This is a genomic window from Streptomyces ferrugineus (assembly GCF_015160855.1).
Taxonomy (GTDB): Bacteria; Actinomycetota; Actinomycetes; order Streptomycetales; family Streptomycetaceae; genus Streptomyces; species Streptomyces ferrugineus.
On sequence record NZ_CP063373.1, the window covers coordinates 7,375,158 to 7,399,647 of the forward strand.

At 71.2% G+C, this 24,490-nt stretch carries 21 protein-coding genes; 13 read left to right on the forward strand and 8 right to left on the reverse strand.

The window, feature by feature from the left end:
* The first annotated feature begins 289 nt into the window (after window positions 1-289).
* The 4 genes from IM697_RS33005 (at window position 290) to IM697_RS33020 (ending at window position 5,355) form a co-directional block, all read left to right on the forward strand.
* Window positions 290-1,690 carry an MbnB/TglH/ChrH family RiPP precursor modification enzyme gene (locus tag IM697_RS33005; RefSeq protein ID WP_194039750.1) on the forward strand — a complete coding sequence of 467 codons (1,401 nt, stop codon included), beginning with the start codon at window positions 290-292 and terminating at the stop codon, window positions 1,688-1,690.
* 237 nt (window positions 1,691-1,927) lie between these two features.
* Window positions 1,928-2,743 carry a DUF4142 domain-containing protein gene (locus IM697_RS33010; RefSeq protein WP_194039751.1) on the forward strand — a complete coding sequence of 272 codons (816 nt, stop codon included), beginning with the start codon at window positions 1,928-1,930 and terminating at the stop codon, window positions 2,741-2,743.
* A 68-nt stretch (window positions 2,744-2,811) separates the two neighbouring features.
* Complete coding sequence (locus IM697_RS33015; protein WP_194039752.1) at window positions 2,812-3,603, forward strand: TIGR04222 domain-containing membrane protein; 792 nt, start codon at window positions 2,812-2,814, stop codon at window positions 3,601-3,603.
* Window positions 3,604-3,741: 138 nt separating this feature from the next.
* Complete coding sequence (locus tag IM697_RS33020; protein WP_194039753.1) at window positions 3,742-5,355, forward strand: alpha/beta hydrolase; 1,614 nt, start codon at window positions 3,742-3,744, stop codon at window positions 5,353-5,355.
* A gap of 67 nt (window positions 5,356-5,422) precedes the next feature.
* Here IM697_RS33020 and hemQ read toward each other — a convergent pair whose 3' ends face one another.
* Together hemQ and hemG are read right to left on the reverse strand one after the other, a co-directional pair.
* On the reverse strand, window positions 5,423-6,154 hold the full coding sequence (gene hemQ, locus IM697_RS33025) for a hydrogen peroxide-dependent heme synthase (RefSeq protein WP_194039754.1): 732 nt from the start codon (window positions 6,152-6,154) through the stop codon (window positions 5,423-5,425).
* 4 nt (window positions 6,155-6,158) lie between these two features.
* Window positions 6,159-7,640 (reverse strand): protoporphyrinogen oxidase, encoded by a 1,482-nt coding sequence (hemG, locus tag IM697_RS33030; RefSeq protein ID WP_194039755.1) that lies wholly within the window; start codon window positions 7,638-7,640, stop codon window positions 6,159-6,161.
* A 186-nt stretch (window positions 7,641-7,826) separates the two neighbouring features.
* On the opposite strand from hemG, the gene IM697_RS33035 reads away from it, so the two are divergent.
* The 3 genes from IM697_RS33035 (at window position 7,827) to IM697_RS33045 (ending at window position 11,177) form a co-directional block, all read left to right on the forward strand.
* The gene (locus IM697_RS33035; RefSeq protein WP_194039756.1) at window positions 7,827-8,846 is read left to right on the forward strand and encodes a DUF4349 domain-containing protein; all 1,020 of its coding nucleotides are present in this window, start codon (window positions 7,827-7,829) and stop codon (window positions 8,844-8,846) included.
* A 27-nt stretch (window positions 8,847-8,873) separates the two neighbouring features.
* Entirely contained in the window at window positions 8,874-10,280 is a 1,407-nt protein-coding gene (locus IM697_RS33040) for an FAD-dependent oxidoreductase (protein ID WP_194039757.1), read from the forward strand.
* A 67-nt stretch (window positions 10,281-10,347) separates the two neighbouring features.
* Window positions 10,348-11,177, forward strand: a protein-coding gene (locus IM697_RS33045) for an IS5 family transposase (protein WP_265582736.1) whose coding sequence is annotated in 2 segments (ribosomal slippage) — window positions 10,348-10,665 and window positions 10,668-11,177 — 828 coding nt in all. Because the reading frame shifts where the segments join, the coding sequence is not laid out codon by codon here.
* 76 nt (window positions 11,178-11,253) lie between these two features.
* On the opposite strand, the gene IM697_RS33050 is transcribed toward IM697_RS33045, so the two are convergent.
* Entirely contained in the window at window positions 11,254-12,024 is a 771-nt protein-coding gene (locus IM697_RS33050) for a transposase family protein (RefSeq protein WP_194038123.1), read from the reverse strand.
* 114 nt (window positions 12,025-12,138) lie between these two features.
* Entirely contained in the window at window positions 12,139-12,474 is a 336-nt protein-coding gene (locus IM697_RS33055) for a hypothetical protein (RefSeq protein ID WP_194039758.1), read from the reverse strand.
* 125 nt (window positions 12,475-12,599) lie between these two features.
* Here IM697_RS33055 and IM697_RS33060 point away from each other — a divergent pair, with 125 nt between their 5' ends.
* Entirely contained in the window at window positions 12,600-13,421 is an 822-nt protein-coding gene (locus IM697_RS33060; RefSeq protein ID WP_194039759.1) for a rhomboid family intramembrane serine protease, read from the forward strand.
* Between the two features lie 6 nt (window positions 13,422-13,427).
* Here IM697_RS33060 and hemE read toward each other — a convergent pair whose 3' ends face one another.
* Entirely contained in the window at window positions 13,428-14,483 is a 1,056-nt protein-coding gene (hemE, locus tag IM697_RS33065; protein WP_194039760.1) for a uroporphyrinogen decarboxylase, read from the reverse strand.
* A 104-nt stretch (window positions 14,484-14,587) separates the two neighbouring features.
* On the opposite strand from hemE, the gene IM697_RS33070 reads away from it, so the two are divergent.
* The 3 genes from IM697_RS33070 to IM697_RS33080 all read left to right on the forward strand — a co-directional run bounded on the left by IM697_RS33070 (window position 14,588) and on the right by IM697_RS33080 (window position 17,727).
* Complete coding sequence (locus IM697_RS33070) at window positions 14,588-15,265, forward strand: DUF3000 domain-containing protein (RefSeq protein WP_194039761.1); 678 nt, start codon at window positions 14,588-14,590, stop codon at window positions 15,263-15,265.
* A 229-nt stretch (window positions 15,266-15,494) separates the two neighbouring features.
* The gene (locus IM697_RS33075) at window positions 15,495-16,157 is read left to right on the forward strand and encodes a response regulator transcription factor (protein ID WP_003997051.1); all 663 of its coding nucleotides are present in this window, start codon (window positions 15,495-15,497) and stop codon (window positions 16,155-16,157) included.
* A gap of 289 nt (window positions 16,158-16,446) precedes the next feature.
* Window positions 16,447-17,727, forward strand: a complete 1,281-nt coding sequence (locus tag IM697_RS33080; RefSeq protein WP_194039762.1) for a ribonuclease D — start codon at window positions 16,447-16,449, stop codon at window positions 17,725-17,727.
* 24 nt (window positions 17,728-17,751) lie between these two features.
* On the opposite strand, the gene IM697_RS33085 is transcribed toward IM697_RS33080, so the two are convergent.
* From IM697_RS33085 to IM697_RS33095, 3 genes are read right to left on the reverse strand one after another with little or no spacing between them, the layout of a single operon-like run.
* The gene (locus IM697_RS33085; RefSeq protein WP_194039763.1) at window positions 17,752-18,582 is read right to left on the reverse strand and encodes a carbohydrate ABC transporter permease; all 831 of its coding nucleotides are present in this window, start codon (window positions 18,580-18,582) and stop codon (window positions 17,752-17,754) included.
* Window positions 18,579-19,526: a carbohydrate ABC transporter permease gene (locus IM697_RS33090; RefSeq protein WP_194039764.1), complete on the reverse strand. Its 948-nt coding sequence runs from the start codon at window positions 19,524-19,526 to the stop codon at window positions 18,579-18,581. The genes IM697_RS33085 and IM697_RS33090 overlap by 4 nt, the downstream gene beginning before the upstream one ends.
* The gene (locus tag IM697_RS33095) at window positions 19,526-20,836 is read right to left on the reverse strand and encodes an ABC transporter substrate-binding protein (RefSeq protein ID WP_194039765.1); all 1,311 of its coding nucleotides are present in this window, start codon (window positions 20,834-20,836) and stop codon (window positions 19,526-19,528) included. The genes IM697_RS33090 and IM697_RS33095 overlap by 1 nt, the downstream gene beginning before the upstream one ends.
* A 152-nt stretch (window positions 20,837-20,988) precedes the next feature.
* On the opposite strand from IM697_RS33095, the gene IM697_RS33100 reads away from it, so the two are divergent.
* Complete coding sequence (locus IM697_RS33100; protein ID WP_194039766.1) at window positions 20,989-23,355, forward strand: glycoside hydrolase family 2 protein; 2,367 nt, start codon at window positions 20,989-20,991, stop codon at window positions 23,353-23,355.
* A complete protein-coding gene (locus IM697_RS33105) occupies window positions 23,352-24,389 on the forward strand; it encodes a LacI family DNA-binding transcriptional regulator (RefSeq protein ID WP_194039767.1) in 1,038 nt (345 codons plus the stop codon). The genes IM697_RS33100 and IM697_RS33105 overlap by 4 nt, the downstream gene beginning before the upstream one ends.
* The last annotated feature ends 101 nt before the right edge of the window (window positions 24,390-24,490 follow it).

Here is a 24,490-nt window from a genome sequence, read left to right on the forward strand (position 1 = left end):
CCGGGCCGATCGTCTCGGACGACGGCCTGCGTGTGCTGGACGTATGGACGCCACCTCGCGGCTGAGCCATATCCACGACCTCTTTGCGGCCTGAACGCTCCCGCCGTCCCGCGCGTACCTCCTGGTGCCGATTGGCCACGATGCCCGGGCGCGGGTCCCAACCTCAAATGTTGCTCTGAAGGCGGCCCCCGAGGGGTTCGGGCCGGCCCGGCGGGGCCATACCCCCGTCACGTCCGGCGGGTCCGAGGAGACGGGGCGGGCGGGTACGGAAGAGGCCGAGGAGGGGACGATGGAGCGACTGGGCACGGGAATCGGATGGCGTCCGGAGATCGCGGACGCCGTGGAGCGCATGCCGGGCATCGACTGGGTCGAGACCGTCGCCGAGAACGTCTGCCCCGGGCATCTTCCGCCGTCCCTGGTACGGCTGCGGGAGCGCGGGGTGACCGTGATCCCGCACGGTGTCTCGCTGGGCCTGGGCGGCGCGGAGCGGCCCGACGCCGGTCGGCTGGCCGTGCTCGCCGAGCGGGTCGAGGCGCTGGGGGCGCCGCTGGTGACCGAGCACATCGCGTTCGTACGGGCGGGCGGGCCGATGACGGCGTCCCCGCGGCTGGAGGCGGGGCATCTGCTGCCGGTGCCGCGTACCCGGGACGCCCTCGACGTGCTGTGCGAGAACGTCCGTGTCGCACAGGACGCGCTGCCGGTGCCGCTGGCCGTGGAGAACATCGCGGCGCTCATCTCCTGGCCGGGCGAGGAGATGACCGAGGGACAGTTCCTGTACGAACTGGCCGACCGGACCGGCGTACGGCTGCTGATCGATGTCGCCAACCTGCACACCAACCACGTCAACCGGGGCGAGGACCCGGCCAAGGCGCTCGCCGAGCTGCCGCTGGAGGCCATCGCGTACGTCCATGTCGCGGGCGGCTTCGAACGCGACGGCGTCTGGCACGACAGCCACGCCCACCCCGTCCCCCAGCCGGTCCTCGACATCCTGACCGACCTCGCCTCCCGGGTGTCCCCGCCGGGGGTCCTGCTGGAGCGCGACGAGAACTTCCCCGAACCGGCCGAGCTGGAGCGGGAGTTGGGGGCGATTCGGGCGGCCTTGGAGAAGGGCGGCGCCGAGCGGGCCACGCCGACGGAGGGGGCCGTGCCGACGGAGGGGGCCGCGTCGGAGGAGCGGGAGAAGCCGGCGCCGGCCCAGGACGCCCTCGCGGAAGGGGCGCCGCCGGCCCAAGACGCCCTCACCGAGGGGACGAAGCCGGTCCAGGACGCCCTCGCCCCCGCCCGTCAGCGGCTCGCCCTCGCGCAGGCCGCCCTGCTCTCCGCGCTCGTCGCCGGGACGCCCGTGCCCGAGGGGTTCGACCGGGTGCGGCTCGGGGTGCAGGCGCGGGCGCTCGCCGGGAAGCGGGCGGATGTCGTGGCGAAGGTGGCGCCGGAGTTGCCGGTGATCCTCGGGGACGGATACCGGCGGGCCTTCCTCGCGTACACGCACGGGCATCCGATGGCCGACGGCTATCGGCGGGACGCGCTGGACTTCGCCGGGTATCTGCTGGCCGAGGGGCGCTGCGAAGACGCGCGGGTGCGGGCGGAGTTGCGGGAGTGGTGGCTGGAGCGGTCGGGGCCGAAGCCCAGGTCGCGGCGGCCGGGGGTACGGCTGGCCCGGGCCACCCGTCGGGTTCTGCTGCGACGCTGAGCGGGCGCCGCCCGGCAGTGAGTGTGCCGGGGTTAACACCCCGGCCCGCATCACGGGTCTTGGCGACGTTTCGTCCTCATATGTCGCCGCAGATCACCCGCTGTCACTTCCCATTCGCCCGCATTCGCCCCGCTTGCAACCATTCGCTCCTGTACGGCAGTTGGCGTAAGCGCCGAAGTAATATGCCAACCCGACCCTCGAAGCGCACTAACGTGCGGTGCCGCAACAGGAGGCACCATGCGACCGCGACCCCCCGTCAAGGGCCGAGGCATCTTCAGCGGCACCGGGATCATCATCACCGGCCTGGCGGCGACGCTGCTGGCGATGATCTTCCCGATCTGGTCGTACGCCGACCGGTCCGGGACGGGTCTGGACGCACTGAACGCCGAGACCGTCTCGACCGGGTACGGGCCGCTGTCCGCCCTCGACCGCGACTTCCTCACCAAGGTCCGGCTGGCCGGGCTGTGGGAGCTGCCCGCCGGCGAGCAGGCCAGGAGCAAGGGCACGACCCCGGCCGTACGAACCGCGGGGGAGCATCTGGTCGAGGGGCACATGTTCCTGGACGAGCGGGTGCGCGACGTCGCCGCCAGGCTGAGCCTCGCGCTGCCCAACGAGCCCACCGAGCAGCAGCGGGCATGGCTGGCGACCCTGGACGCGGCCCAGGGCGTCGCGTACGACCGGGAGTTCGCCAACATCCTGCGGCTGGCGCACGGCAAGGTGTTCTCCGTCGTCGCCCAGGTCCGGGCCAGTACCCGCAACTCCCTGGTGCGCAAGCTCGCCGACGACGCCAACACCGCCGTGCTGGACCACATCACGGTCCTGGAGGCCACCGGTTACGTCGACTTCGACGCCCTGGCCCGGGACATGGTCGCCGACAGCACCCCTCCGCTCACCCCCGCCCCGGCCCCGCCGGGTCCGACCACCGACCCCGCCCCGGCCGTCCCGGTGACCCCGTCCCCGTCGCCGACCTACAGCCTGCCGCCGGCCGTGACCAGCCCGCGCGCAACAATTCCGGCAAGTACTGAAAAAGCACCCCAAGACCGCAACCAATAATTGAGAAACCCCCACGGCGAGCAACCAACTCCGCGAGAGCGGCGGCGGTTTAGCCGCAAAATGGTGCCATGTTCTGGGTGCTTCTTCTGCTGCTGGCCTGGGCCGTCGCCGGCACAGCGTGCACACGGCTGTGCCTGGCCGCCGTACACACCGCGGCCATGGACAGGAACGAGGCGACCACGGCCCGGGACCACGATCTGACGCTGTACGAGGCCGCGTTCCTGTCCGGCGGCCCCCGGCGGGTCGCCGATCTGACCCTCGTCTCCATGGCGCGCCAGCAGCGGCTGCTGCTCGCGCACACCGGCTGGGCGACGGTCGTCGACCCGCGCGGACGGGACGAGATGGAGCGCTCGGTGATAGGGGCCATCGGGCCGCAGGGCCAGTCCCGGATCGAGCCGGTGCGGGACGCCGCGGCCGCCGCCGACGCGGTGGGCAGCCTCGCCGACCGCCTGGTCAGCGCGGGCCTCGCCGTGCCCGCCGAGGCGCGCGACGGAATAGGCGCCGCGATCCGTCAGGTGCGGCTCGCCGCGGCGGTCGTGGCCGCGCTGGGGGTGATCGCGCTGCTGGCGCCCGCCCAGTCGGAGATGCCGGCGCACCTGATCGCGCTGTGGTTCGCGCTGCCCTTCGTGCTCACCCTGAGTTGCCTGGCCATCGCCCGCGTCGAGATCCACCCGTACGCGCGGTGGGCCTCCCCGGCCGGGCAGCGGCTGTTGAGCGCCCTGGTGAGGCGTTCCGGGGACGGCGACGACCGTACATACCTCACCTTCGTCGCGGTACGCGGTGTGCGCGCGATCGGCGAGCCGGACCTGCGCGCGGCCTTCGCGCATCGCGAGCACGAGGCGTCGCACTGGCACGACTGACGGCTCCGGGGCCGACGGGCCCCGGAGTTGATGACGCATAGGGGGCAATGCGGCGACATCGGCGAGGCGGTGCTTGCCTTCGTCAACAGACGAACGAAATATCCCTTTTGTTGCTGCCGTGCACCGAAGGGAAACGTGATGAGAGCTGCCGCCCTCTACTCCGCCGCGGGGGCCATGCTCCTGTCCGCCCTCTCCCTGGCCCCGGCCGGCGACGCCGGGGCCGCGCCGGGCGCGGACGAGCGGTACGGCACGACGGTCGCCGTCGCGCGCGCCAAGGCGGCCGGTATCGCCTTCGGCGACTGCCCCGAGGACCAGGGCCTGCCGGGCCATGTGCAGTGCGGCACGGTGTCCGTCCCGCTGGACTACGCACACCCCGAGGGCAGGCAGATCAAGCTGCTGGTCAGCCGGGCCCGAGCCACGCACAAGGACCCGCACAACAGCAAGCACCGGGTGCCGGGACAGGGTGCCCTGGTCTACAACCCGGGCGGACCGGGCGCCTCCGGCCTGCAGTTCCCCCTGATCGGGGTCCTCCCGGCGTGGAAGCGACTGGCCGCCGCCTACGACCTGGTGGGCTACGCCCCGCGCGGCGTGGGGCCGTCCGCGCCGCTGTCCTGCGAGGACCCCAAGCACTACTTCAAGGGGCCCACGCAGGCACCGATGCACCCCTCGGAGGCATACAAGGCGGAGCGCGTCGCCCGGGCCAAGGCCTACGCCCGGGGCTGCGCCGAGCGGACCGGGAGCGCGCTGCAGCACTACAACTCCCTCAACAACGCCCGTGATCTGGACGTCCTGCGCGCCGCCCTCGGCCAGTCGAAGCTGACGTTCATGGGCGCGTCGTACGGCACCTACTTCGGCGCGCTGTACGCGCACATGTTCCCCTCGCACGTGCGGCGGATGGTGTTCGACTCGGCGGTCAACCCGGACCCCCGGCAGATCTGGTACTACAACAACCTCGCCCAGTCCGCCGCGTTCGAGGGGCGCTGGACGGACTTCCGGGAGTGGGTCGCCGAGCACGACGACGTGTACGGGCTCGGCAGCACCGCCGGCGAGGTGCTGCGCAACTACGAGAAGGTGCGGGCGCGGCTGGCCGTGAAGCCGGCCGGCGGGAAGATCGGGCCGGGGCAGTTGCAGGAGGCGTTCTTGCAGGCCGGCTACTACGACGACTACTGGCCCTCGCGGGCGCAGGCGCTGTCGGCGTATCTGAAGGGCGACTCCAAGCCGCTGGTCGAGCTGGCCGCGCCGGTGACGGAGGCGGCGGCCGAGGAGGAGAACACCAACGCGGTCTACACGGCCGTGGAGTGCAATGACGCGCCCTGGCCGACGGACTGGGCGGTCTGGGACCGGGACAACACCCGGCTCGCGCGCGTGGCGCCGTTCGAGACATGGGACAACGCGTGGATGAACCTGCCGTGCGCCTTCTGGCAGATGCCCCGGCAGCAGCCCCTCGATGTGCGGACCGAGCCGGGTGAGCTGCCGCCGACGCTGATCCTGGCCGCCGAGCGGGATGCCGCGACGCCGTACGACGGGGCGCTGGAGATGCACCGGCGGCTCGCCGGTTCGGTGCTGGTGACCGAGCGGGACGCCGGGACGCACGGCATCGCGTACGGGCCGAACCGCTGTGTCAACGGCCATGTCGACGCGTATCTGCTGGAGGGCCGCCTCCCGACGCGGTACGCGTCGTGCGAGGGGCACCCGGAGCCGAAGCCGAGCACTTCGCAGAAGGCCCGTCATCAGGCTGCGGCCCGTCCGTAGCGGATCGCGCCGACGCGGCTGAGCCCCGCACCCCTCGCAGGGGTGCGGGGCTCAGCCGCGTCCCGGCCTAGGCGAGCCCGGCGACCAGTTCCGCCACGGACTTGCGGCGGCCCGTGAAGAACGGGACCTCCTCGCGGACGTGCATCCGGGCCTCCGAGGCCCGCAGATGACGCATGAGGTCGACGATGCGGTACAGCTCGTCGGCCTCGAAGGCGAGCAGCCACTCGTAGTCGCCCAGCGAGAAGGAGGCGACCGTGTTGGCGCGGACGTCGGGGTAGCCGCGGGCCATCTTGCCGTGGTCGGCGAGCATGCGGCGGCGGTCCTCGTCGGGCAGCAGGTACCAGTCGTAGGAGCGCACGAAGGGGTACACGCTGACGTAGTTCCGCGGCGTCTCGTCGGCGAGGAACGCCGGGATGTGCGAGCGGTTGAACTCGGCGGGGCGGTGCAGCGCCATGTTCGACCAGACCGGCGTCAGGGCGCGGCCCAGCTTGGTGCGGCGGAAGAGGTTGTACGCCTCCTGGAGCTGGTCGCTGGTCTCGGCGTGCCACCAGATCATGAGATCGGCGTCGGCGCGCAGCCCGGACACGTCGTACGTGCCGCGGATCGTCACGTCCTTGGCGGCGAGCTGGTCGAACAGCTCCTGGACCTCGTCGGCGTAGCCCGCGCGGTCCTCGGGGAGCACGTCCTTCAGCTTGAAGACGGACCAGAGGGTGTAGCGGATGACCTCGTTCAGGTCCTTGGCCAGCTTGCCCTTGTTCGGGATCCGGCCGGCCTCGGTGGTGGGGGCGTCGTCACTCATGTCCCTATTCTCCTGCTCCTCCGTGCAGACTCTGCACCGGGTCGGCGGTGAGCTCCTCCACACCGCTCAGGTCGCCGTCCAGCTGGTCGACGGCGGCGTAGGCGCTCGCGATGCACGCCGGGATGCCGACGCCGTCGTACGGCGCGCCGCACACCGCGAGGCCCGGCACCTTGGCGATGTGCTCGCGGACGCGGGCCACGCGCGCGTGGTGGCCGACCGGGTACTGGGGCAGGCCGTCGGTCCAGCGGGTGACGCGGGTCTCCAGGGGGGTGGCGTCGAGGCCGGTCGCCGCCTCGAGGTCCCGGCGGGAGACGTCGACGAGATGGGCGTCGTCGCGGTCCAGGATCTCCGTCTCGCCGTACCGCCCGACGGAGGTGCGCAGGACGACCACGTCCGGGTTCTCGTCGGCGATCCAGCCCCACTTCTGGGAGGCGAACGTCGACGCCTTGATGGTGCGCCCGTCGACCGGCGGCACGAGGAAGCCGCTGCCCGCCGGGAGGCCGGTGCCGGCGCGGCGGTAGGCGAGGGTGATCAGGGCCATCGAGGCGTATTCGACGCCGTCCAGCTCGGCGGCGGCCTCGGGGGCCTCGGCGCGCAGCAGGCCGGCGGCGGCCGGGGCGGGTACGGCGACGACGACCGCGTCGGCGTGCAGCACCCGGTCGCCGGCGGCCACGCGCCAGCCGCCGGACGCCTCGCGACGCAGCTCCGTCACCGGCGCCCCGGTCACGATCTCGCCGCCCCGCGCGCGCACCGACTCCGTGACGGCGAGCGGGAGTTGGCCGACGCCGCCCTCGATGCCCATGAACACCGGCCCGGTCTGCTGGTTGGCCGCCGCCTTGGCCTGGATCTCACGGACCGCCTCGGTGAGCGAGTCGTGCGTCCGCGCGGCCTGGTAGAGCTGCGGGACCGCCGAGCGCATCGAGATGCGGTACGCGTCGCCCGCGTAGACGCCGCCCAGCAGGGGCTCGACCAGCCGGTCGACGACCTCGCGGCCCAGGCGCGCCGCCACGTACTCCCCCACCGCCACGTCGTCCCCGACCTCGGTGCGGGGCAGGTCGGCGTCGCGCTCGATGCGGGCCAGGCCCTCGTCGGACAGGACGCCGGCCAGGGCGGACGCGGTGCCGGGGACGCCCATGACATGGCCCTTGGGCATGGGGCGCAGGGCCCCCCGGGTCCAGATCGAGGCGGTCGCGGTGGCGGGCGGCTGGAGACGCTCGTCGAGGCCGACCTCGCGGGCGAGGGCGACGGCCTCGGGGCGGCGGGCCAGCATCGACTCGGCGCCGAGGTCCACGCGCACGCCCGCGATCTCGCCGGGCAGCAGCTTGCCGCCGACCCGGTCCGACGCCTCCAGGACGGTCACGCGTCTGCCGCCGGCCAGCACCCGGTGGGCGGCCGCCAGTCCGGCGATCCCACCGCCGATCACGACGACATGACCATGCCTCGTCGGGCCGTCTCCCGGGCGTGTGTCCTCGCTGTGCTCGCGCATGATCCCACTCTCTCAGACCCCACTGACACCCCCACCAGGGCCGTACGGCCCCACCCGACCGGGACCCCTGTGCCCGCGCCGAGTCCCGACCGTGACCGCATCGGGACCGTTTCCCGCCAACGTTCCGCCGGACCGCGGCGTCGAAGAAGCATCAGTCGTCACGACGACCCTCGGGGGTACGCCCGCATGCGCACACGACGATCCGTACGGCCCGTTCAGGCCCTGGCGGGCCTTCTGCTGGCCACCGCCCTCGCGCTCACCGGCTGCAGCGGTGCGAACGACGACGGGGGCGACGCCAGCGCCGCCAAGGGCGAGGCCCAGGCGGACACCCAGGCCGGCGCGAGGGAGGGTGCCTCCGACGGCAACTCCGACAGCGGATCCGGCAGCTCCGGCAGCGGCTCAGGCGCCGACAAGGCCGCGCCCGCCAAGGTCACCGCCAGTCACATCATCCGCACCGCCTCGCTGACCGTGCAGGTCAAGGACGTACCGAAGGCCCTCGACGAGGCCCGCACCACCACCGAGAACGCGGGCGGCTACGTCGGCGACGAGACCACGACACGCGACGGCGAGGGCCACGAGCGCACCCGGATCGTGCTGCGCGTGCCCGTCGAGCGGTACGCCGAGGTCCTCGCGGAGCTGGAGGGCGCGGGCAAGTTGATCGAGCGCAGCGCGAAGGCTCAGGACGTCACCGACCAGGTCGTCGACGTGGAGAGCCGCATCAAGACGCAGCGGGCCAGCGTGGCCCGGATCCGCGAGCTGATGGACCGGGCGACGAAGCTCAGCGACGTGGTGACCCTGGAGGGCGAGCTGAGCAGCCGCCAGGCCGACCTGGAGGCGCTGCTGGCCCAGCAGGAGTCCCTGAAGGACCGCACCAGCCTGGCCACCATCACCCTCTCGCTCTCCGAGACGCCGGTGAAGAAGGCCGCGAAGGACGACGACGACCCGGGCTTCCTGGACGCGCTCGCGGGTGGCTGGAACGCGTTCGTGACGATGCTGCGCTGGCTCGCCGTGGCGTTCGGCGCCGTGCTGCCCTTCGCCGCGGTGGCGGCGCTGCTGGTGCTGCTGTGGCTGAAGGTGCTGCGCCCCCGGCTGCCGCGCCGCCCGGCGACCGCGTCCGTGGCCACCGCGCTCGGCCCGCTGCCGACGGCCCGCCCCGCACCGCGCCCCACGCGCGCGGGCGACGACGAGGGCGGCGAGCAGGACTGAAATGCCCGGCGCCCGTAGCGTGTTCGCATGAACATGAGCGCTGCGAGGGATGTGCCGGGCGAGCCGGAACGACTGGTCGTGATCGGGGCCGACGCCGCGGGGATGTCCGCGGCGTCCCAGGCCCGGCGCCTGAAGAGCGCCGGGGAACTGGAGATCGTGGCGTTCGAACGCGGCCACTTCACCTCCTTCTCGGCGTGCGGCATCCCGTACTGGGTGGGTGGCGACGTCCCCGACCGCGACCAGTTGATCGCCCGTACGGCCGAGGAGCACCGCGCCCGGGACATCGACCTGCGGATGCGGACGGAGGTCATGGAGATCGACGTCGCCGGCGGCCGGGTACGCGCGCGTGACGTCGATTCCGGCGCCGAGTCCTGGACGTCGTACGACAAACTCGTGATCGCGACCGGCGCCCGCCCGATCCGCCCCGACATGCCGGGCGCCGACGCCCCCGGCGTCCACGGCGTCCAGACCCTCGACGACGGACAGGCCCTGATCGACACGCTGACCCGCACGCGTGGCCGTCGCGCGGTCGTCGTCGGCGCCGGGTACATCGGCGTGGAGATGGCCGAGGCGCTCATCAACCGCGGCTACGAGGTGACGGTCGTCAACCGCGGCAGCGAGCCCATGTCCACGCTCGACGCGGACATGGGCCGCATGGTGCACGAGGCCATGGAGGGCCTGGGCATCACCATGGTCAACGACGCCGAGGTCACCAAGATCCTCACGGGCGAGGACGGCCGGGTCCGCGCGGTGGCCACCGAGGACGCCGAGTACCCCGCGGACGTGGTCGTCCTGGGCATCGGAGTGCGCCCGGAGACCACGCTGGCACGAGCGGCCGGCCTCCCCCTGGGCGAGCACGGCGGCCTGCTGACCGACCTCGCGATGCGGGTGCGCGGCCACGAGAACATCTGGGCGGGCGGCGACTGCGTGGAGGTCCTCGACCTGGTCTCCGGCCGGGAACGCCACATCGCCCTCGGCACCCACGCCAACAAGCACGGCCAGGTCATCGGCACGAACGCGGCCGGCGGCTACGCCACCTTCCCCGGCGTCGTCGGGACGGCCGTCAGCAAGGTCTGCGACCTGGAGATCGCCCGCACGGGTCTGCGCGAGAAGGACGCCCGCAGGGCGGGCCTGCGGTACGTCACGGCCACGATCGAATCGACGAGCCGCGCGGGCTACTACCCCAGCGCCTCCCCCATGACGGTCAAAGTCCTCGCGGAACGCCGCACGGGCCGCCTCCTGGGCGTCCAGATCGTCGGCAGGGAGGGCGCGGGCAAGCGGGTCGACATCGCGGCGGTCGCCCTGACAGCAGGGATGACGGTGGAACAGATGACGTACCTGGACCTGGGATACGCGCCCCCGTTCTCACCGGTGTGGGATCCGGTGCTGGTAGCGGCCCGTAAGGCTGTAAAGGCGGTAGGACAGCCCACCTAGCGCGTGTCTCTTTGATGGGTTGGTCGGTTGATCGGATGTGTCCGTCCGGTTAGTGATCACTGATGCGATGTGGGACCGGATCGAGCCGCTGATGCCGGCCGATCCGGTCCGCGGACGGCGATGGGCCGACCACCGCCGAACGCTCGAGGCCATCGCGTGGAAGTACCGCACCAACTCGCCCTGGCGGGACCTGCCCGACGAGCTCGGCTCATTCCAAACCGCTCACAAGAGGCTGATCAGATGGGCCGTCGACGGCACCTGGGAAATGATCCTTGCTGCCGTCCTGGCGGCGGCGGACGCCGACGACGACATCGACTGGACGGTGTCGGTGGACTCCACGGTCGTCCGGGCCCACCAGCATGCTGCCGGAGCACTCAAAAAGGGGCGGCTCACTGCGGCGAGCCCGCCGATCACGCGCTCGGACGTTCCCGCGGCGGGCTGAGCACCAAGGTTCACCTGGCCGCAGACGGCCACGCCCGGCCCCTCGCCTTCACCGTCACCGCAGGCCAGGCAGGTGATGCACCCGCCTTCGAGACGGTGATGTCCCGCATCCGCGTGCCCCGCACTGGCCCGGGCAGGCCCCGGACCCGGCCCCTGGCCGTTCTTGCCGACCGCGCGTATTCCTCACGTGCCATCCGCAGCCACCTGCGGCGCCGGGGCATCCGTGCGGTCATCCCGCAGCCGTCCGACCAAGTTGGCCACCGCCTGCGGCGAGGCCGACTCGGTGGCCGCCCGCCCGGCTTCGACAGCGAGGCGTACAAGCAGCGGAACACCGTCGAGCGGTGCATCAACCGCCTCAAGCAGTGGCGCGGCCTGGCCACACGAACCGACAAACTCGCGATCGCCTACCAGGCCGCACTCCACCTCGCGGGCATCCTCATCTGGACCCGACGCTGACCAAAGAGACAGAACCTAAAGCGTGTTGCAGAACGCTGTGATCAGGCAGGCTGAACTGGGCGTTTGTCGCGTCTGGTCACGCGGTGAGGGCGAGGTTGTGCATGCGGGCGACGGCCTGAACGGCGTGATGGAGGCCGTCGCCGCGCTGCCGGCAGTCACGCAGGATCTTGTAATTCTTCATCCGTCCGATCACATGCTCCACACGGGCGCGGACCTTGCGGTGCTCCGCGTTGTCCTCCTCTTCGCCCTTGAGTAGCGGCCGTCCGGGGCGTTTGCGGTGCGGGACGATCAGGCCGGTGTTGAGATAAGCGCCGTCGCCGAGCACCGTCACGCCTTCGCAGTGCTCGGCCAGTCCGGAGCGCCGCCAGGCGTGCGCGTCCGCGGTGGTGCCCGGCAGCGGACGGGCCGCGGCCACCACGAGCCGGGTGTCTGCGTCCACGATGACCTGCACGTTTGCTGAGAAACGGTAGTTACGCGAGGAGGCACCCACACCTCGGTCACGGACCGGGATGAGGGTGCCGTCCACGATCCACAACCGCTCGACTGCCTCCTGCGGGGCACGTACCGGCTCGAGCGCGAGCAGCGGCCCCAGCCGCTGGATCACCCGGCACACGGTCGCCGGGGAGATGCCGAACAGCGGGGCGAGCTGCCGCATCGTGAGGTTCGTGCGGTAGTAGACAGCCACCAGCAGCACCCGCTCGGCCAGCGGAAGCCGCCACGGACGACCCCACCCGCACCCCTCACCACCACGTTCCCGAACCGCCCTTAGCAGCCGCCCGAACTGCTCAGCCCGCAGACCGGTGAACGTCTCCACCCAGACCGGCTCAGCCCTCAACACCCCACCCATGCAAGGGAAATGCCCTGATCACAGCGTTCTGCAACACGCTTTAGGGGCGCGGGGAACTGCGCGACATGCCACAACGAACCAGCAGCCGCCGAAAACCCCACACCCCTACGGCGGTCACGCGCTTCCGTTGATCCTCTCGATCGCCTGCCTGGCCTGCTCAGCCGGCGGCCGAGAAGGCAACGAAGAAACAGACGCACTCCCACTCGGCGGCATGGCGGCAGCCGCAGGCTGCTCCCCCGTCGGCTTGGCATGAGACGCCGCGGCCCGCGGGGAACGCAACCGGTGGCTCACCGCCTCATCGAGCGTCACCGGCCGCTGCATCTGCGTCGCCAGCCGCCCCGCCTCCTGACCCAGCCGGGCCACGTCCTCCCACGGCAGCCGCACCACCACCGCGATCTCGGCCTCCCCGTCGGGCAACGCGTGGATCGGAGGATTAACTCGGTCGTTCATCGCCTGTTCCTCACGTAGTCCCCGCGACCCGCCTTCCCCGTGCCGCGGGCGGTTGCCGAGTCATACGCACGTGACCGCGGCCACGTTCACCGATTCGCCGCACGGATCCCGGGCAGATACCAGTCGTGGTCATCCCCGTCCATGACGTGAACCCGGTGCGTCGCACCCCCTGGGTGACATACGCGCTCATCGCCGCGAACGTGTTCGTCTTCCTGTCCACGCCCGGCATAGCCGGCTCGGTGGCCGGTGAGAGCAGCCTGGCCCAGACGTGCCAACTGCACGCGTTCCTGGACCACTACGCGGCGGTGCCGCGGGAGTTGGTCCACGGTCAGCTGCCGGGTGTGGTCCCCACCGGCGACGTCGCCGTGGGCCCGCGCGGCCCCGGCTGTGTGATCGGACCGCCGGACTACGACAAGTCCCCCGCGCTGTCGGTGTTCACCGCGTTGTTCCTGCACGGCGGCTGGCTGCACCTGTTGGGCAACATGCTGTTCCTGCTGATCTTCGGCAACAACATCGAGGACCGCATGGGCCACGTGCGGTACTTGCTCTTCTACGTCGTCTGCGGCTACGCGGCGTCCTACGGCTTCGCGTTCCTCAACGACGACTCGGCCGACCCGCTGATTGGCGCGTCCGGCGCCATCGCGGGCGTGCTGGGCGCGTATCTCGTGCTGTATCCGAAGGCCAGGGTGTGGGTCCTGGTGCCGTTCCTGGTCTTCCTGCCACTCAGGCTGCCCGCCTGGCTGGTGCTCGGCTTCTGGTTTGTGCTGCAGGCGGTGTACTCGAACGGCGAGGGCGTCTCCGACGCGGGCACGGTGGCGTACGCGGCGCACATCGTGGGCTTCCTGGCCGGCATGGCGCTCGCCTGGCCGCTCAAGCCGGGGACACCGCCGCCTCCGGAGCCGCGCGGCCTGCTGTTCGGCAGGCGGGCGCGGCCCCACACGTGGTGAGGGCCGCTACCGGGCCGTCCGCGTGTGGACGTACTCGACGAGCCGGGTCAGCGTGTCCGGGTCGGTGGCCGGCATCACGCCGTGGCCGAGGTTGAAGACATGGCCCTCGAGACCGGCCGCGGCGTCGAGGACCTCGCGGGTCTTGGTCTCGATCGCCTCGGGGGTGGCGAACAGGACCGTCGGGTCGAGGTTGCCCTGGAGCGCCTTGCCGGGGCCGACGCGGCGGGCGGCCTCGTCCAGCGGGACGCGCCAGTCGACGCCGACGACGTCCGCGCCGGCCTCACCCATGAGCTTGAGCAACTCGCCGGTGCCGACGCCGAAGTGGATGCGCGGGACGCCGTACCCGGCGACCGCCTCGAAGACCTTCGCCGAGGCGGGCATCACCGAGCGGCGGTAGTCGGCGGGGGCGAGCGCGCCGACCCAGGAGTCGAAGAGCTGGACCGCGGAGGCGCCGGCCTCGATCTGCACCTTGAGGAAGGCCGCGGTGATGTCGGCGAGGCGGTCGAGGAGATCGGCCCACAGCTCGGGGTCGCCGTACATCATCGCCTTGGCGTTCTCGTACGTGCGCGACGGACCGCCCTCGACGAGGTAACTCGCGAGAGTGAAAGGCGCGCCGGCGAAGCCGATGAGAGGAGTGGCGCCGAGTTCGCGGGTGAGCAGGCCGATGGCCTCGGTGACGTACGAGACGTCCTCGGGGGTCAGGTCGCGCAGCCGGTCCAGGTCGGCGCGGGTGCGGATCGGGCGCTCGACGACCGGGCCGACGCCGGGCTTGATGTCGAGGTCGACGCCGATGGCCTTGAGCGGGACGACGATGTCGCTGAAGTAGATCGCCGCGTCCACGTTGTGCCTGCGCACGGGCTGCAGGGTGATCTCGGTGACCAGCTCGGGCCGCATGCAGGACTCGAGCATCGGGACGCCCTCGCGCACCTTGCGGTACTCCGGCAGTGAGCGCCCGGCCTGCCGCATGAACCACACCGGCGTGTGCGGCACGGGCTCGCGCCTGCACGCCTTGAGGAAGGCGGAATCGTACGTGGCGGACGGCGGCGTCTGGTTGGCACTCACGGGGGCAAGTCTCGCACGGCCGAATCCGGCCCCGTGCCGGGGTTGCCGTGTTGTCCGGGTGTCTCTCCCTGCACGAAGCCCCCGTTCCCCTTAATCTTCCCGGCATGGCTGCGGCTCAGGGAAGACTGTCGGACGGCACTGGCGGAACGGATGACGCGAAGGAGACCGGGGAGGCGGACCGTCATTCGCACAACACAACTCCCGCGGCCTTCCGGGCCGCGGTCGAGGCTCTGCGCGGCAGCCGGCTGCGGCCGCAGATCGAGGTCGAGCAGACCAAGGCGCCCCAGCGGCTGGCGCCGTACGCGTACGCGCTGGAGGCGACGGTCGTCGACGGCGGCCAGGACCTGGCCGACGGCCGCCTGGTGCTGCTGCACGACCCGGCGGGACACGACGCCTGGCGGGGCACCTTCCGGCTGGTGACCCTCGTGCGCGCCGAGCTGGAGCCGGAGATGGCCGCCGACCCGCTGCTGCCCGAGGTGTGCTGGTCGTGGCTGACCGGCGCGTTCCAGGCGCGCGGGCTGTCGTACGGCGAGCCGAGCGGCACCGTCACGCGCGCGAGTTCGCACTACTTCGGCGGCCTGTCCGAGCGCCCGGCGGCCTCGCAGATCGAGATCCGCGCCTCCTGGACCCCGCGAGAGGGCCTGGGCGGCGTCCCGGACACCGCGGCCCATCTGGCGTCGTGGTGTGATCTGCTGGCCCAGGTCGCGGGCCTGCCGCCGGCGGGTCCGGGCGATGCGTCGGTGGTGACACTGCCGCAGCGCCGCGATCCGCAGTCCCGTTGATCACCATCGGCACCGGACCGCCACCCGCTTGACCATCACTTTGTCGATACGGCCACTTTCGGTCAGGAACGGTCCATGATCGAAGTCATTCACTCGCCGAGTGATCGACCGTGTGTCTGAATTGCCCTAATTGTTACTCACTAAATCGTGATCTTTCCCTAAAGGGCCATGGGTTTGGTGCCGAAGACGACTGTGACCTTGAAGTCGTCCCCGCACCCCAGGAGGCCTGGTGTCCGTTCTCCTCGAGCAGCCCGCAAGCCTGGTCGCCTACCGCCCGAACAAGCCGACCGCCATGGTGGTCGTGGCCGATCCCCGCGTCCGCTCCACCGTCACCCGGCACCTCTGGGCTCTCGGTGTGCGCGACGTCATCGAGGCCTCGTCCATCGCGGAGGCTCGTCCCCGCATCGGCAACCCCCGCGACATCTGTGTCGCCGACGTCCATCTGCCCGACGGCTCCGGCCTCACCCTGCTGTCGGAGACCCGCGCCGCGGGCTGGCCCAACGGCCTGGCCCTGTCCGCCGCCGACGACATCGGCGCCGTGCGCAACGCCCTCGCCGGCGGTGTGAAGGGCTACGTCGTCACCGGCACCCGCACCAACGTCGGGCTCCCCACCCGGCCCGGTGCCGCCCCCATCGGCGCCGCCGCCGCCCGAATGCACCGTCGCCACCCGGGTGCCCCGAGCCACCCGGGCGGCTACCGCGAACTGTCCGGCCGTGAGGTCGAGGTGCTGCGGCTGGTGGCGGAGGGCCAGTCGAACAAGGCGATCGGCGTCTCGATGGGCCTGTCCGCCCTGACCGTCAAGAGCCACCTCGCCCGGATCGCCCGCAAGCTCGGCACCGGTGACCGCGCCGGCATGGTCGCCGTGGCCCTGCGGACCGGCATCATCCACTGAATCCACTGTTGAACCCACTGAACCCACTGAACCCACTGAATCCGCTGAATCCGCTGAATCCGCTGGACGTGAACGGGATCGGCCACCGGTCCCGTCCCCGTGCCCGCCACTGACCGACTCACCCCCTGGGCGCCCGCCGACGGAACGTTCCGTCGGCGGGCGCCGCCCTGCGCGTGGCCGAGAAGCGCCGGTGGGCCACAAGAGACGACGAGCCGTGTTTCCGCAGGTCAGCGGCAACGTGTCCAGAACGCGCAGGTCAGACGCTCACCCTTGCAGATACCCTTGACACGTGACCGACGCCCAAGAAGCCGCAGCAGACTGTTCACTGCGAACCACCGGAGGCGCCCCTCCGGAAGACGACGGATCTTCTGTTACGGAGGCGCCGATCCCTTTGCTGGAGCCCCGCGAGGGCATTCCGCCCGTGATCGCCGACGAGGCCGCGCTCGCCGAGGTGATCGCCGCCTTCGCCGCGGGCTCGGGCCCGGTCGCCGTCGACGCCGAACGCGCGTCCGGCTACCGCTACGGCCAGCGCGCCTATCTGGTGCAGCTGCGCCGCGCGGGCGCGGGGTCCGCGCTGATCGACCCCGTGGCCTGCCCCGATCTGTCCGGCCTCGGCGAGGCGCTGTCCGGTGTGGAGTGGGTGCTGCACGCGGCCACCCAGGATCTGCCCTGTCTGCGTGAGATAGGCATGGTACCGACCCGGCTGTTCGACACCGAGCTGGCCGGCCGGCTCGCCGGGTTCCCCAGAGTCGGCCTCGGCGCGATGGTCGAGAGCGTGCTCGGGTTCGTGCTGGAGAAGGGCCACTCGGCCGTCGACTGGTCGACCCGTCCGCTGCCCGAGCCGTGGCTGCGGTACGCGGCGCTGGACGTCGAGCTGCTCGTGGATCTGCGCGACGCGCTGGAGAAGGAGCTGGACCGGCAGGGGAAGCTGGAGTGGGCGCGGCAGGAGTTCGACGCGATCGCCACCGCGCCGCCCGCCGAGCCGCGCAAGGACCCCTGGCGGCGCACGTCGGGGATGCACAAGGTGCGGCGCCGCCGGCAGCTCGCCGTGGTGCGGGAGCTGTGGCAGACGCGGGATCGTATCGCCCAGAAACGGGACGTCTCGCCGGGCAAGGTGCTGTCGGACGCGGCCATCGTGGAGGCCGCGCTTTCCGTTCCGGGGAATGTGCACGCCCTCGCCGCCCTCAACGGGTTCGGGCATCGGATGGGGCGGCGGCAGCTAGAGCAGTGGCAGGCCGCCGTCGATCGTGCGAAGGCTCTGACCGAATCGCAGATGCCGGCCCCCGGACAGCCCGTGACCGGGCCTCCGCCGCCGCGGGCCTGGGCCGACAAGGACCCGGTGGCGGCGGCTCGGCTCTCCGCGGCCCGGGCGGCCGTCTCCGCGCTGGCCGAGCAGCTCAACATGCCCCAGGAGAACCTGATCACTCCGGACACCGTGCGGCGGGTCTGCTGGGAGCCGCCGACGGTGGTGAGCGCGGAGTCGGTCGCGGCGGCGCTGGCCGGTTACGGCGCTCGGGAGTGGCAGGTCGAGCAGGTCACGCCGGTTCTGGTCGCCGCGCTGTCCGCCTAGTCGCCGGGCCCCGAAGGGCGGCGCCTACCTCGTCGCCCCCTTCGTGAAGCCGTTGTAGATGAAGCGCTGCAGGAGCAGGAAGACGATCAGGGTCGGCAGGATCACCAGGACCGCTCCTGCCGAGATCGTCTCCCAGTGGGCGCCGAACGGGCCCTTGAAGCGGAACAGCGACGTCGATATCACGCCAAGATCTTCCGACGGCATGTAGAGAAACGGAATGTAGAAGTCGTTGTAGGTGGTGATGCCCTTGACGATCACCACTGTGGCGATCGCCGGCTTCAGCAGGGGGAAGATGATCCGGCGGTAGATCGTGAAGGCGCCCGCTCCGTCCAGGCGGGCGGCCTCGTCCAGTGAGGTCGGGATCGAGCGCACGAACTGCAGGAAGATGTAGATCGAGACGATGTCCGTGCCCATGTAGAGGACGATCGGCGCCCACAGGCTGTCGAACATGCCGAAGCTGTTGACGATCTGGAAGGTCGCGACCTGGGTCGTGACACCGGGGACCAGGGCGGCCGTCAGGAACAGGGCCACGACCAGCTTCCTGAAGCGGAAGGTGAAGCGGTCGATGGCGTAGGCCGTCATCGAGCCGATCAGGACCGTGCCGCCGATGGCGAAGAGCAGGATGATCGCCGTGTTGCCGAACGCCGACAACATGCGGCCGTCCTGGAACGCGGTCGCGTAGTTGTGGAAGTTCAGCAGGTCGTCCGGGAGGGCGAGGGCACCGCTGCCGTCGGCCATCTCCCGCTCGGACCTGAGCGACGTCAGGACCACGGCTGCCAGCGGGAGCAGGGCCACCGCCGTCGCGGCGATCAGGGACAGGTACACCAGCGTGCGGGCCACCGTGCGGCGGGTCATACGAGGTCCACCTTTTCGTCGGGGACGAGGCGCCGCTGCACCCAGGTCACCGCCAGGACGATCAGCAGCAGCACGACCGCGGCCGCCGAGGCGAGCCCCGTCTTGTTGAACTGGAAGGCCAGCTTCACGGTCTGGATGACGAAGGTCTCGGTGCCGGTCGCCCCGCCCGTCATGATGTACGGGATCTCGAAGACCGACAGTGAGCCGGAGATCGACAGGATCACGGTCAGGGACAGGACCGGCTTGATGCCGGGCGCGATGATGTGGCGGAACTGGTGCCAGCGGTTGGCTCCGTCCAGTTCGGCCGCCTCGTACAGCTCCCCCGGGATCGACTGGATCGCGCCCAGGAAGAGGACGAAGTTCAGGCCCAGGTAGCGCCATACGGAGACGGCGGCCAGTGAGGTGTTCGCCGACTCGGGTGTGCCGAGCCAGGCCCGGTCCGTCTGCACGCCGAGCAGGCTCAGCACCGAGTCGAGGGTGCCGCCGTCCTGGAAGAAGTAGAGGAAGACCATGCCGATGGCGACCCCGTTGATCAGGTAGGGGAAGAACAGCACGCCCTTGAAGAAGTTCCGGAACCGGACGTTGAAGCTGAGGATCGTCGCGAAGTAGAGCGCGGCGACTATCTGGACGACGGACGCCGCCAGGTAGTAGCCGCTGACCCAGAAGACCTCGAACAGGTCGGAGCGGGTGAACAGTTCGGCGTAGTTCTCGGCGCCCGTGTAGTGCAGCTCGGGGCTGACGCCGTCCCAGTCGGTGAAGCTGTACGCGACCATGTTGGCGATCGGCGCGTAGGTGAAGACGATCAGCAGGGTGAGCGGCGCGAGCAGGAAGAGCCACGGGGTGGCCCCGCGCCACAGGCGTGCCGTGCGCGGGGCGGGGGCCGGTTTCGGGGCGGCCGGCCCCGGGGCCGGCTCGACGGCCGCCTTCTCGGTGGTGTCCGTCATCAGGACCCCAGGGACGCTTGCGTCTCGGTCCACTTCTTCGCGAGGCGGTCCAGGAAGTCGTCCAGGCTGCCCTTCGTGGCGCCGCGGGCCAGGTCGACCAGGTCCTGGCGGTAGTCGGGCTTGTTGATGCCGACCTCGGACTGGTTGTCGATGGACTTGACCCGGGCGCCCTTGCTGTCGTCGAGGTCGAGGAGCTTGACCCCCGCCTCCTCGTACGGCTTCAGGATCGCCGGCAGCGGATCGGCCTTGAGCGGGGACAGGGCGAGGTTGTCGGCAGCGTAGCCGGACTTGTCGGTGAACCAGTCGATCCAGGCGCGGGCCGCCTCCTTGTGCTCGGAGTGGATGTTGACGGCCTGGTTGTAGTCGGGCAGCGTCACCGCGCAGAACGTGCCGTTCTTCTGGGCGGGGAAGGGCATGAACCCGATGTCGACCGGGTCGGCGCCGGCCTGCTTCGCCGCGCCCCGCATCTGGATGACCGCCCAGGAGCCGAGCCACATCGTGGCGATCTCGCCCTTGGCGATCCGGGGCTTGGACGCCTCCCAGTTGGTGGTCGTCGGGTCCTTCTCGATGAGACCCGACTTCACGATGTCGTACAGCAGCGTGTCGGCGGTGCGCAGATCGGCGCCCTCGGCCCACGGATCGCCCTCGGCGAGCCGGGTGGTGGCCTGCTCGTCACAGCTCACCGAGCCGTTGACCTCCGTCCACTGCCGCAGCGGCCACATGTCCTTGAAGTTGGTGTAGTACGGAATGGCGTCGGTCTTGGCCTTGATCGCCTTCAGGTCGTCGAGGAACTCGTCCGGTGTCGTGGGCCAGTCGGTGATCCCGGCCCGCTGCCACACCTTCTTGTTGTAGATGAAGCCGGGGACCGCGCCGAGCGGGCTCTGGCCGTAGACCTTGCCGTCGACGGTGGTGTAGTCGGTGAAGCGGTACTTCTCGCCGCGCTCGGCCTGAGAGCCCAGCGAGGCGAAGAACCTGGGGTAGTCCTTCTTCTCGATCACGGCCGGGATCATGAGGACGTCGCCGTAGTTCTCCGTGTTCATACGGATCTTGACTTCGCCCTCGTAGTCGGTGATGCCGTCGAACTCGACCTTCACCTTGGGGTACGCCTTGTTGAACTCGGCGGCGTACTTCTTCATCGTCCCGTCCTGCACGAGGTCGGTCCGGTGGGTGAGAACCGTGATGGTGCCGCTCACCTTTGACGGGTCGTCGGCGGCCTTGGCCTCCGCGCCCTTCGAGCTTCCTCCGGTGCCGGTGCACGCCGAGAGCAGCAGGGCACCCGTGACCATGGCGAGGACTGTACGGCGGTTCATGTGCGTCAGCTCCGTTCTCGGGACGGACGAGCACGATCGGGTTGGCTGGTTCCGAACTCTGACAACGTTTTCTTAACCGGTAAAGTCCGTATCTCGCCAACGATGCCAAGCTGGTTCCCGGGACCGGGATGAATCGGTTTAGGAGTGCGCGCATGCTTCAGGCGACACCGCTCACCGACGGATGGATCCTGCGGCACGAGTCGGCCGCGCTGCCGGCCGCCGTGCCCGGCTGTGTGCACACCGATCTGCTGGCGGCGGGGGTGATCCCGGACCCCTTTGTCGGGCTGGGCGAGACCGAGGTGGCGTGGGTGGGGCGGCGGGACTGGACGTACGAGACCGATCTGGACGCCGCGTCCGCCCACACGGCGTACGAGCAGACGGACCTGGTCTTCGACGGGCTCGACACCGTCGCCGAGATCTCGCTGGACGGGCGGCCGCTCGGCCGGGTACGGAACATGCACCGCTCGTACCGCTTCGACGTGACCGGCCTGAGCGGGCGGCTGTCGGTGCGCTTCGCCTCCGCGTACGCCGAGGCGGAGGCCGTGCGCGGCAGGCTGGGCGAGCGGCCCGCCGCCTATGCCGAGCCCTACCAGTACCTCCGCAAGATGGCCTGCTCCTTCGGCTGGGACTGGGGTCCTACGCTGGTGACGGCCGGGATCTGGCGGCCGGTGCGCCTCGAGCACTGGTCGACGGCCCGGATCGCCCGGGTACGGCCCCTGGTGACCGTCGAACAGGGCACCGGACGCGTCGAGTTGGCGATCGACGTCGAGCGCACCCGGGTCGAGGCCCCGCTCACCGTCGAGGCGACGGTCGACGGGGTGCGGGCGCGGGCGGAGATCGACGGGACGAGTGGGGCCGTACGGCTCGAGGTGCCGGACGTGCGGCTGTGGTGGCCGCGCGGCTACGGGGAACAGCCGCTGTACGACGTCGAGTTGACGCTGCTGCACGGGGAGGACGCGCTGGACGTCTGGCGGCGGCGGATCGGCTTCAGGACCGTGGCACTGGACCGCCGGGCCGACGCCGACGGCACCGGTTTCACCCTCGTCGTCAACGGCGAGCGGCTCTTCGCCCGGGGCGTCAACTGGATCCCGGACGACGTGTTCCCGTCCCGGGTGACACGCGAGCGGTACCGGACGCGGCTGCGGCAGGCGGCCGCCGCCGGAGTCGACCTCGTGCGGATCTGGGGCGGCGGGATCTACGAGAGCGAGGACTTCTACGACGCCTGCGACGAGCTGGGGCTGCTGGTCTGGCAGGACTTCCCGTTCGCGTGCGCGGCCTACCCGGAGGAGCAGCCGCTGCGCGGGGAGGTGGAGGCCGAGGCCCGGGAGAACGTCGTACGGCTGATGCCGCATCCCTCGCTGGTGCTGTGGAACGGCAACAACGAGAACCTGTGGGGGTTCCGGGACTGGGGCTGGGAGCCGCGGCTGGCCGGGGACTCCTGGGGCGAGGGGTACTACCTGGGCGTGCTGCCGCGGGTGGTGGCCGAGCTGGATCCGACGCGGCCGTACACCGCGGGGAGCCCCTGGTCCGGGTCGTGGGACCGGCATCCGAACGATCCGGCGCACGGCACGCACCACTCCTGGGAGGTGTGGAACCGGGAGGACTACGCCGAGTACCGCGCGGACGTGCCGCGTTTCGTGGCCGAGTTCGGCTGGCAGGCGCCGCCCGCGTACGCCACGCTGCGCCGGGCGCTGCCGGGTGAGGAGCTCGCGGCGGACTCCCCCGGCATGCTGCACCACCAGAAGGCCGAGGACGGGAACGGGAAGCTGAGGCGAGGCCTGGAGCGCCATTTCGCCTTCCCCGAAGGGGACTTCGACCGTTGGCACTACCTCACCCAGGTCAATCAGGCGCGGGCGGTCGCGGCCGGGATCGAGCACTGGCGGTCGCACTGGCCGGTGTGCGCGGGCACGGTCGTATGGCAGCTCAACGACTGCTGGCCGGTGACGTCCTGGGCGGCGATCGACGGGGACGGACGGGAGAAGCCGCTGTACCACGAGCTGCGACGGCTGTACGCGGACCGGCTGCTGACGCTCCAGGGGCGGGAGTTGGCTGTCGTCAACCAGGCGGCCGAGGCGTGGGCGGGTGCCGTGCGGCTGCGGCGGATGTCGGTCGAGGGCGCCGTCGTCGAGGAGGCGAGCGTGGACTTCGCCGCCGGGCGGCGGGCGGTGGACCGGGTCGCCGTGCCGAAGGAGCTGGAGCCCGTGGGTCCCAAGGAGTTCCTCGTCGCCGACGCGGACGGGCTGCGGGCGGTGCACTTTCCGGCGCCGGACCGGGAAGTGCCGTATCCCCGGCCGGAGTTCGAGGTCGTGCTGGTGCCGGGCGGGATCTCGGTGACGGCCCGGACCCTCGTACGGGATCTGCTGCTCCAGGCCGACCGGCTGCATCCGGACGCCCGCGCCGACCGGGGGCTGGTGACCCTGCTGCCCGGCGAGGAGGTGACCATCGGCGTGTCCGGCTGGGAGACTCCTGACGCAGCCGCCGCCAGGTCCGCCCTGTACTGCATGGAGCCCGCCCGATGACAGGACTCTCAGGTCCTCGCGTCACCATCAAGGATGTCGCCGCGCGCGCCGGGGTGTCCAAGGGTGCCGTGTCCCTCGCCTTCAACCACAAGCCGGGGCTGTCCGAGGCGACCCGGGACCGGATCTTCCGGGCCGCGCGGGAGCTGGGCTGGGCGCCCAACCTCACGGCGCGGACGCTGGCCGGATCGCGGGTGGACGTGGTGGGTCTCGCGGTCTGCCGGCCGGCGCGGATGCTGGGCCTCGAACCCTTCTACATGGAGTTCGTCTCGGGCGTGGAGAGCGTGCTGACCGAGCACTCGTGCTCGCTGCTGCTGCGGCTCGTGCGGACCGTGGAGGAGGAGGCCGGGCTCCAGGAGTCGTGGTGGCGGGGGCGGCAGATCGGCGGGTCGATCCTGGTCGACTTCCGCGCGGACGATCCGCGGGTGGCGGTGGCGCGACGGCTCGGGATGCCGGTGGTGGCGGTCGGGCATCCGTCGCTGACCGGCGGGCTGACGTCGGTGTGGACCGATGACGCCACCGCCGTGACGGAGGCGGTGCGGTACCTGGCGGCACTGGGGCATCGGCGAATCGCGCGGGTGGGCGGGGCGGCGGCGCTGGGTCACACCGCCATCCGTACGGCCGCCTTCGACGAGGCGGCGCGGGCGCTGGAGCTGGCCGGGGCGCTGCAGGTCGCGACCGACTTCTCCGGGGACGCGGGGGCGCGGGCCACGAGGTCGCTGCTGACGGCGGCGCCCGCGGACCGGCCGACGGCCATCGTCTACGACAACGACATCATGGCGGTGGCCGGGCTGTCGGTGGCGGCCGAGATGGGGCTGCGGGTGCCCGAAGAGGTGTCGCTGCTGGCGTGGGACGACTCGCAGCTGTGCCGGCTGACCCATCCGACCCTGTCCGCGATGAGCCATGACGTGCACGGGTTCGGGGCGGAGGTGGCCCGGACCCTGTTCGGGGTGATCACGGGAGACGGGCCCGGGTCGCATCCCGTGCCCACTCCGGTACTGACCCCGAGAGGCTCGACGGCTCCGCCGAAGGTGTGACCTTCGCCGCTTGGGCCCCCGGGACTGTGCAGCTACGTTACTCATAAGTAGCATGGCCATGAGCAAGCGCTCAGCGTCCCGCACCTCTGGAGGAGAGCCAT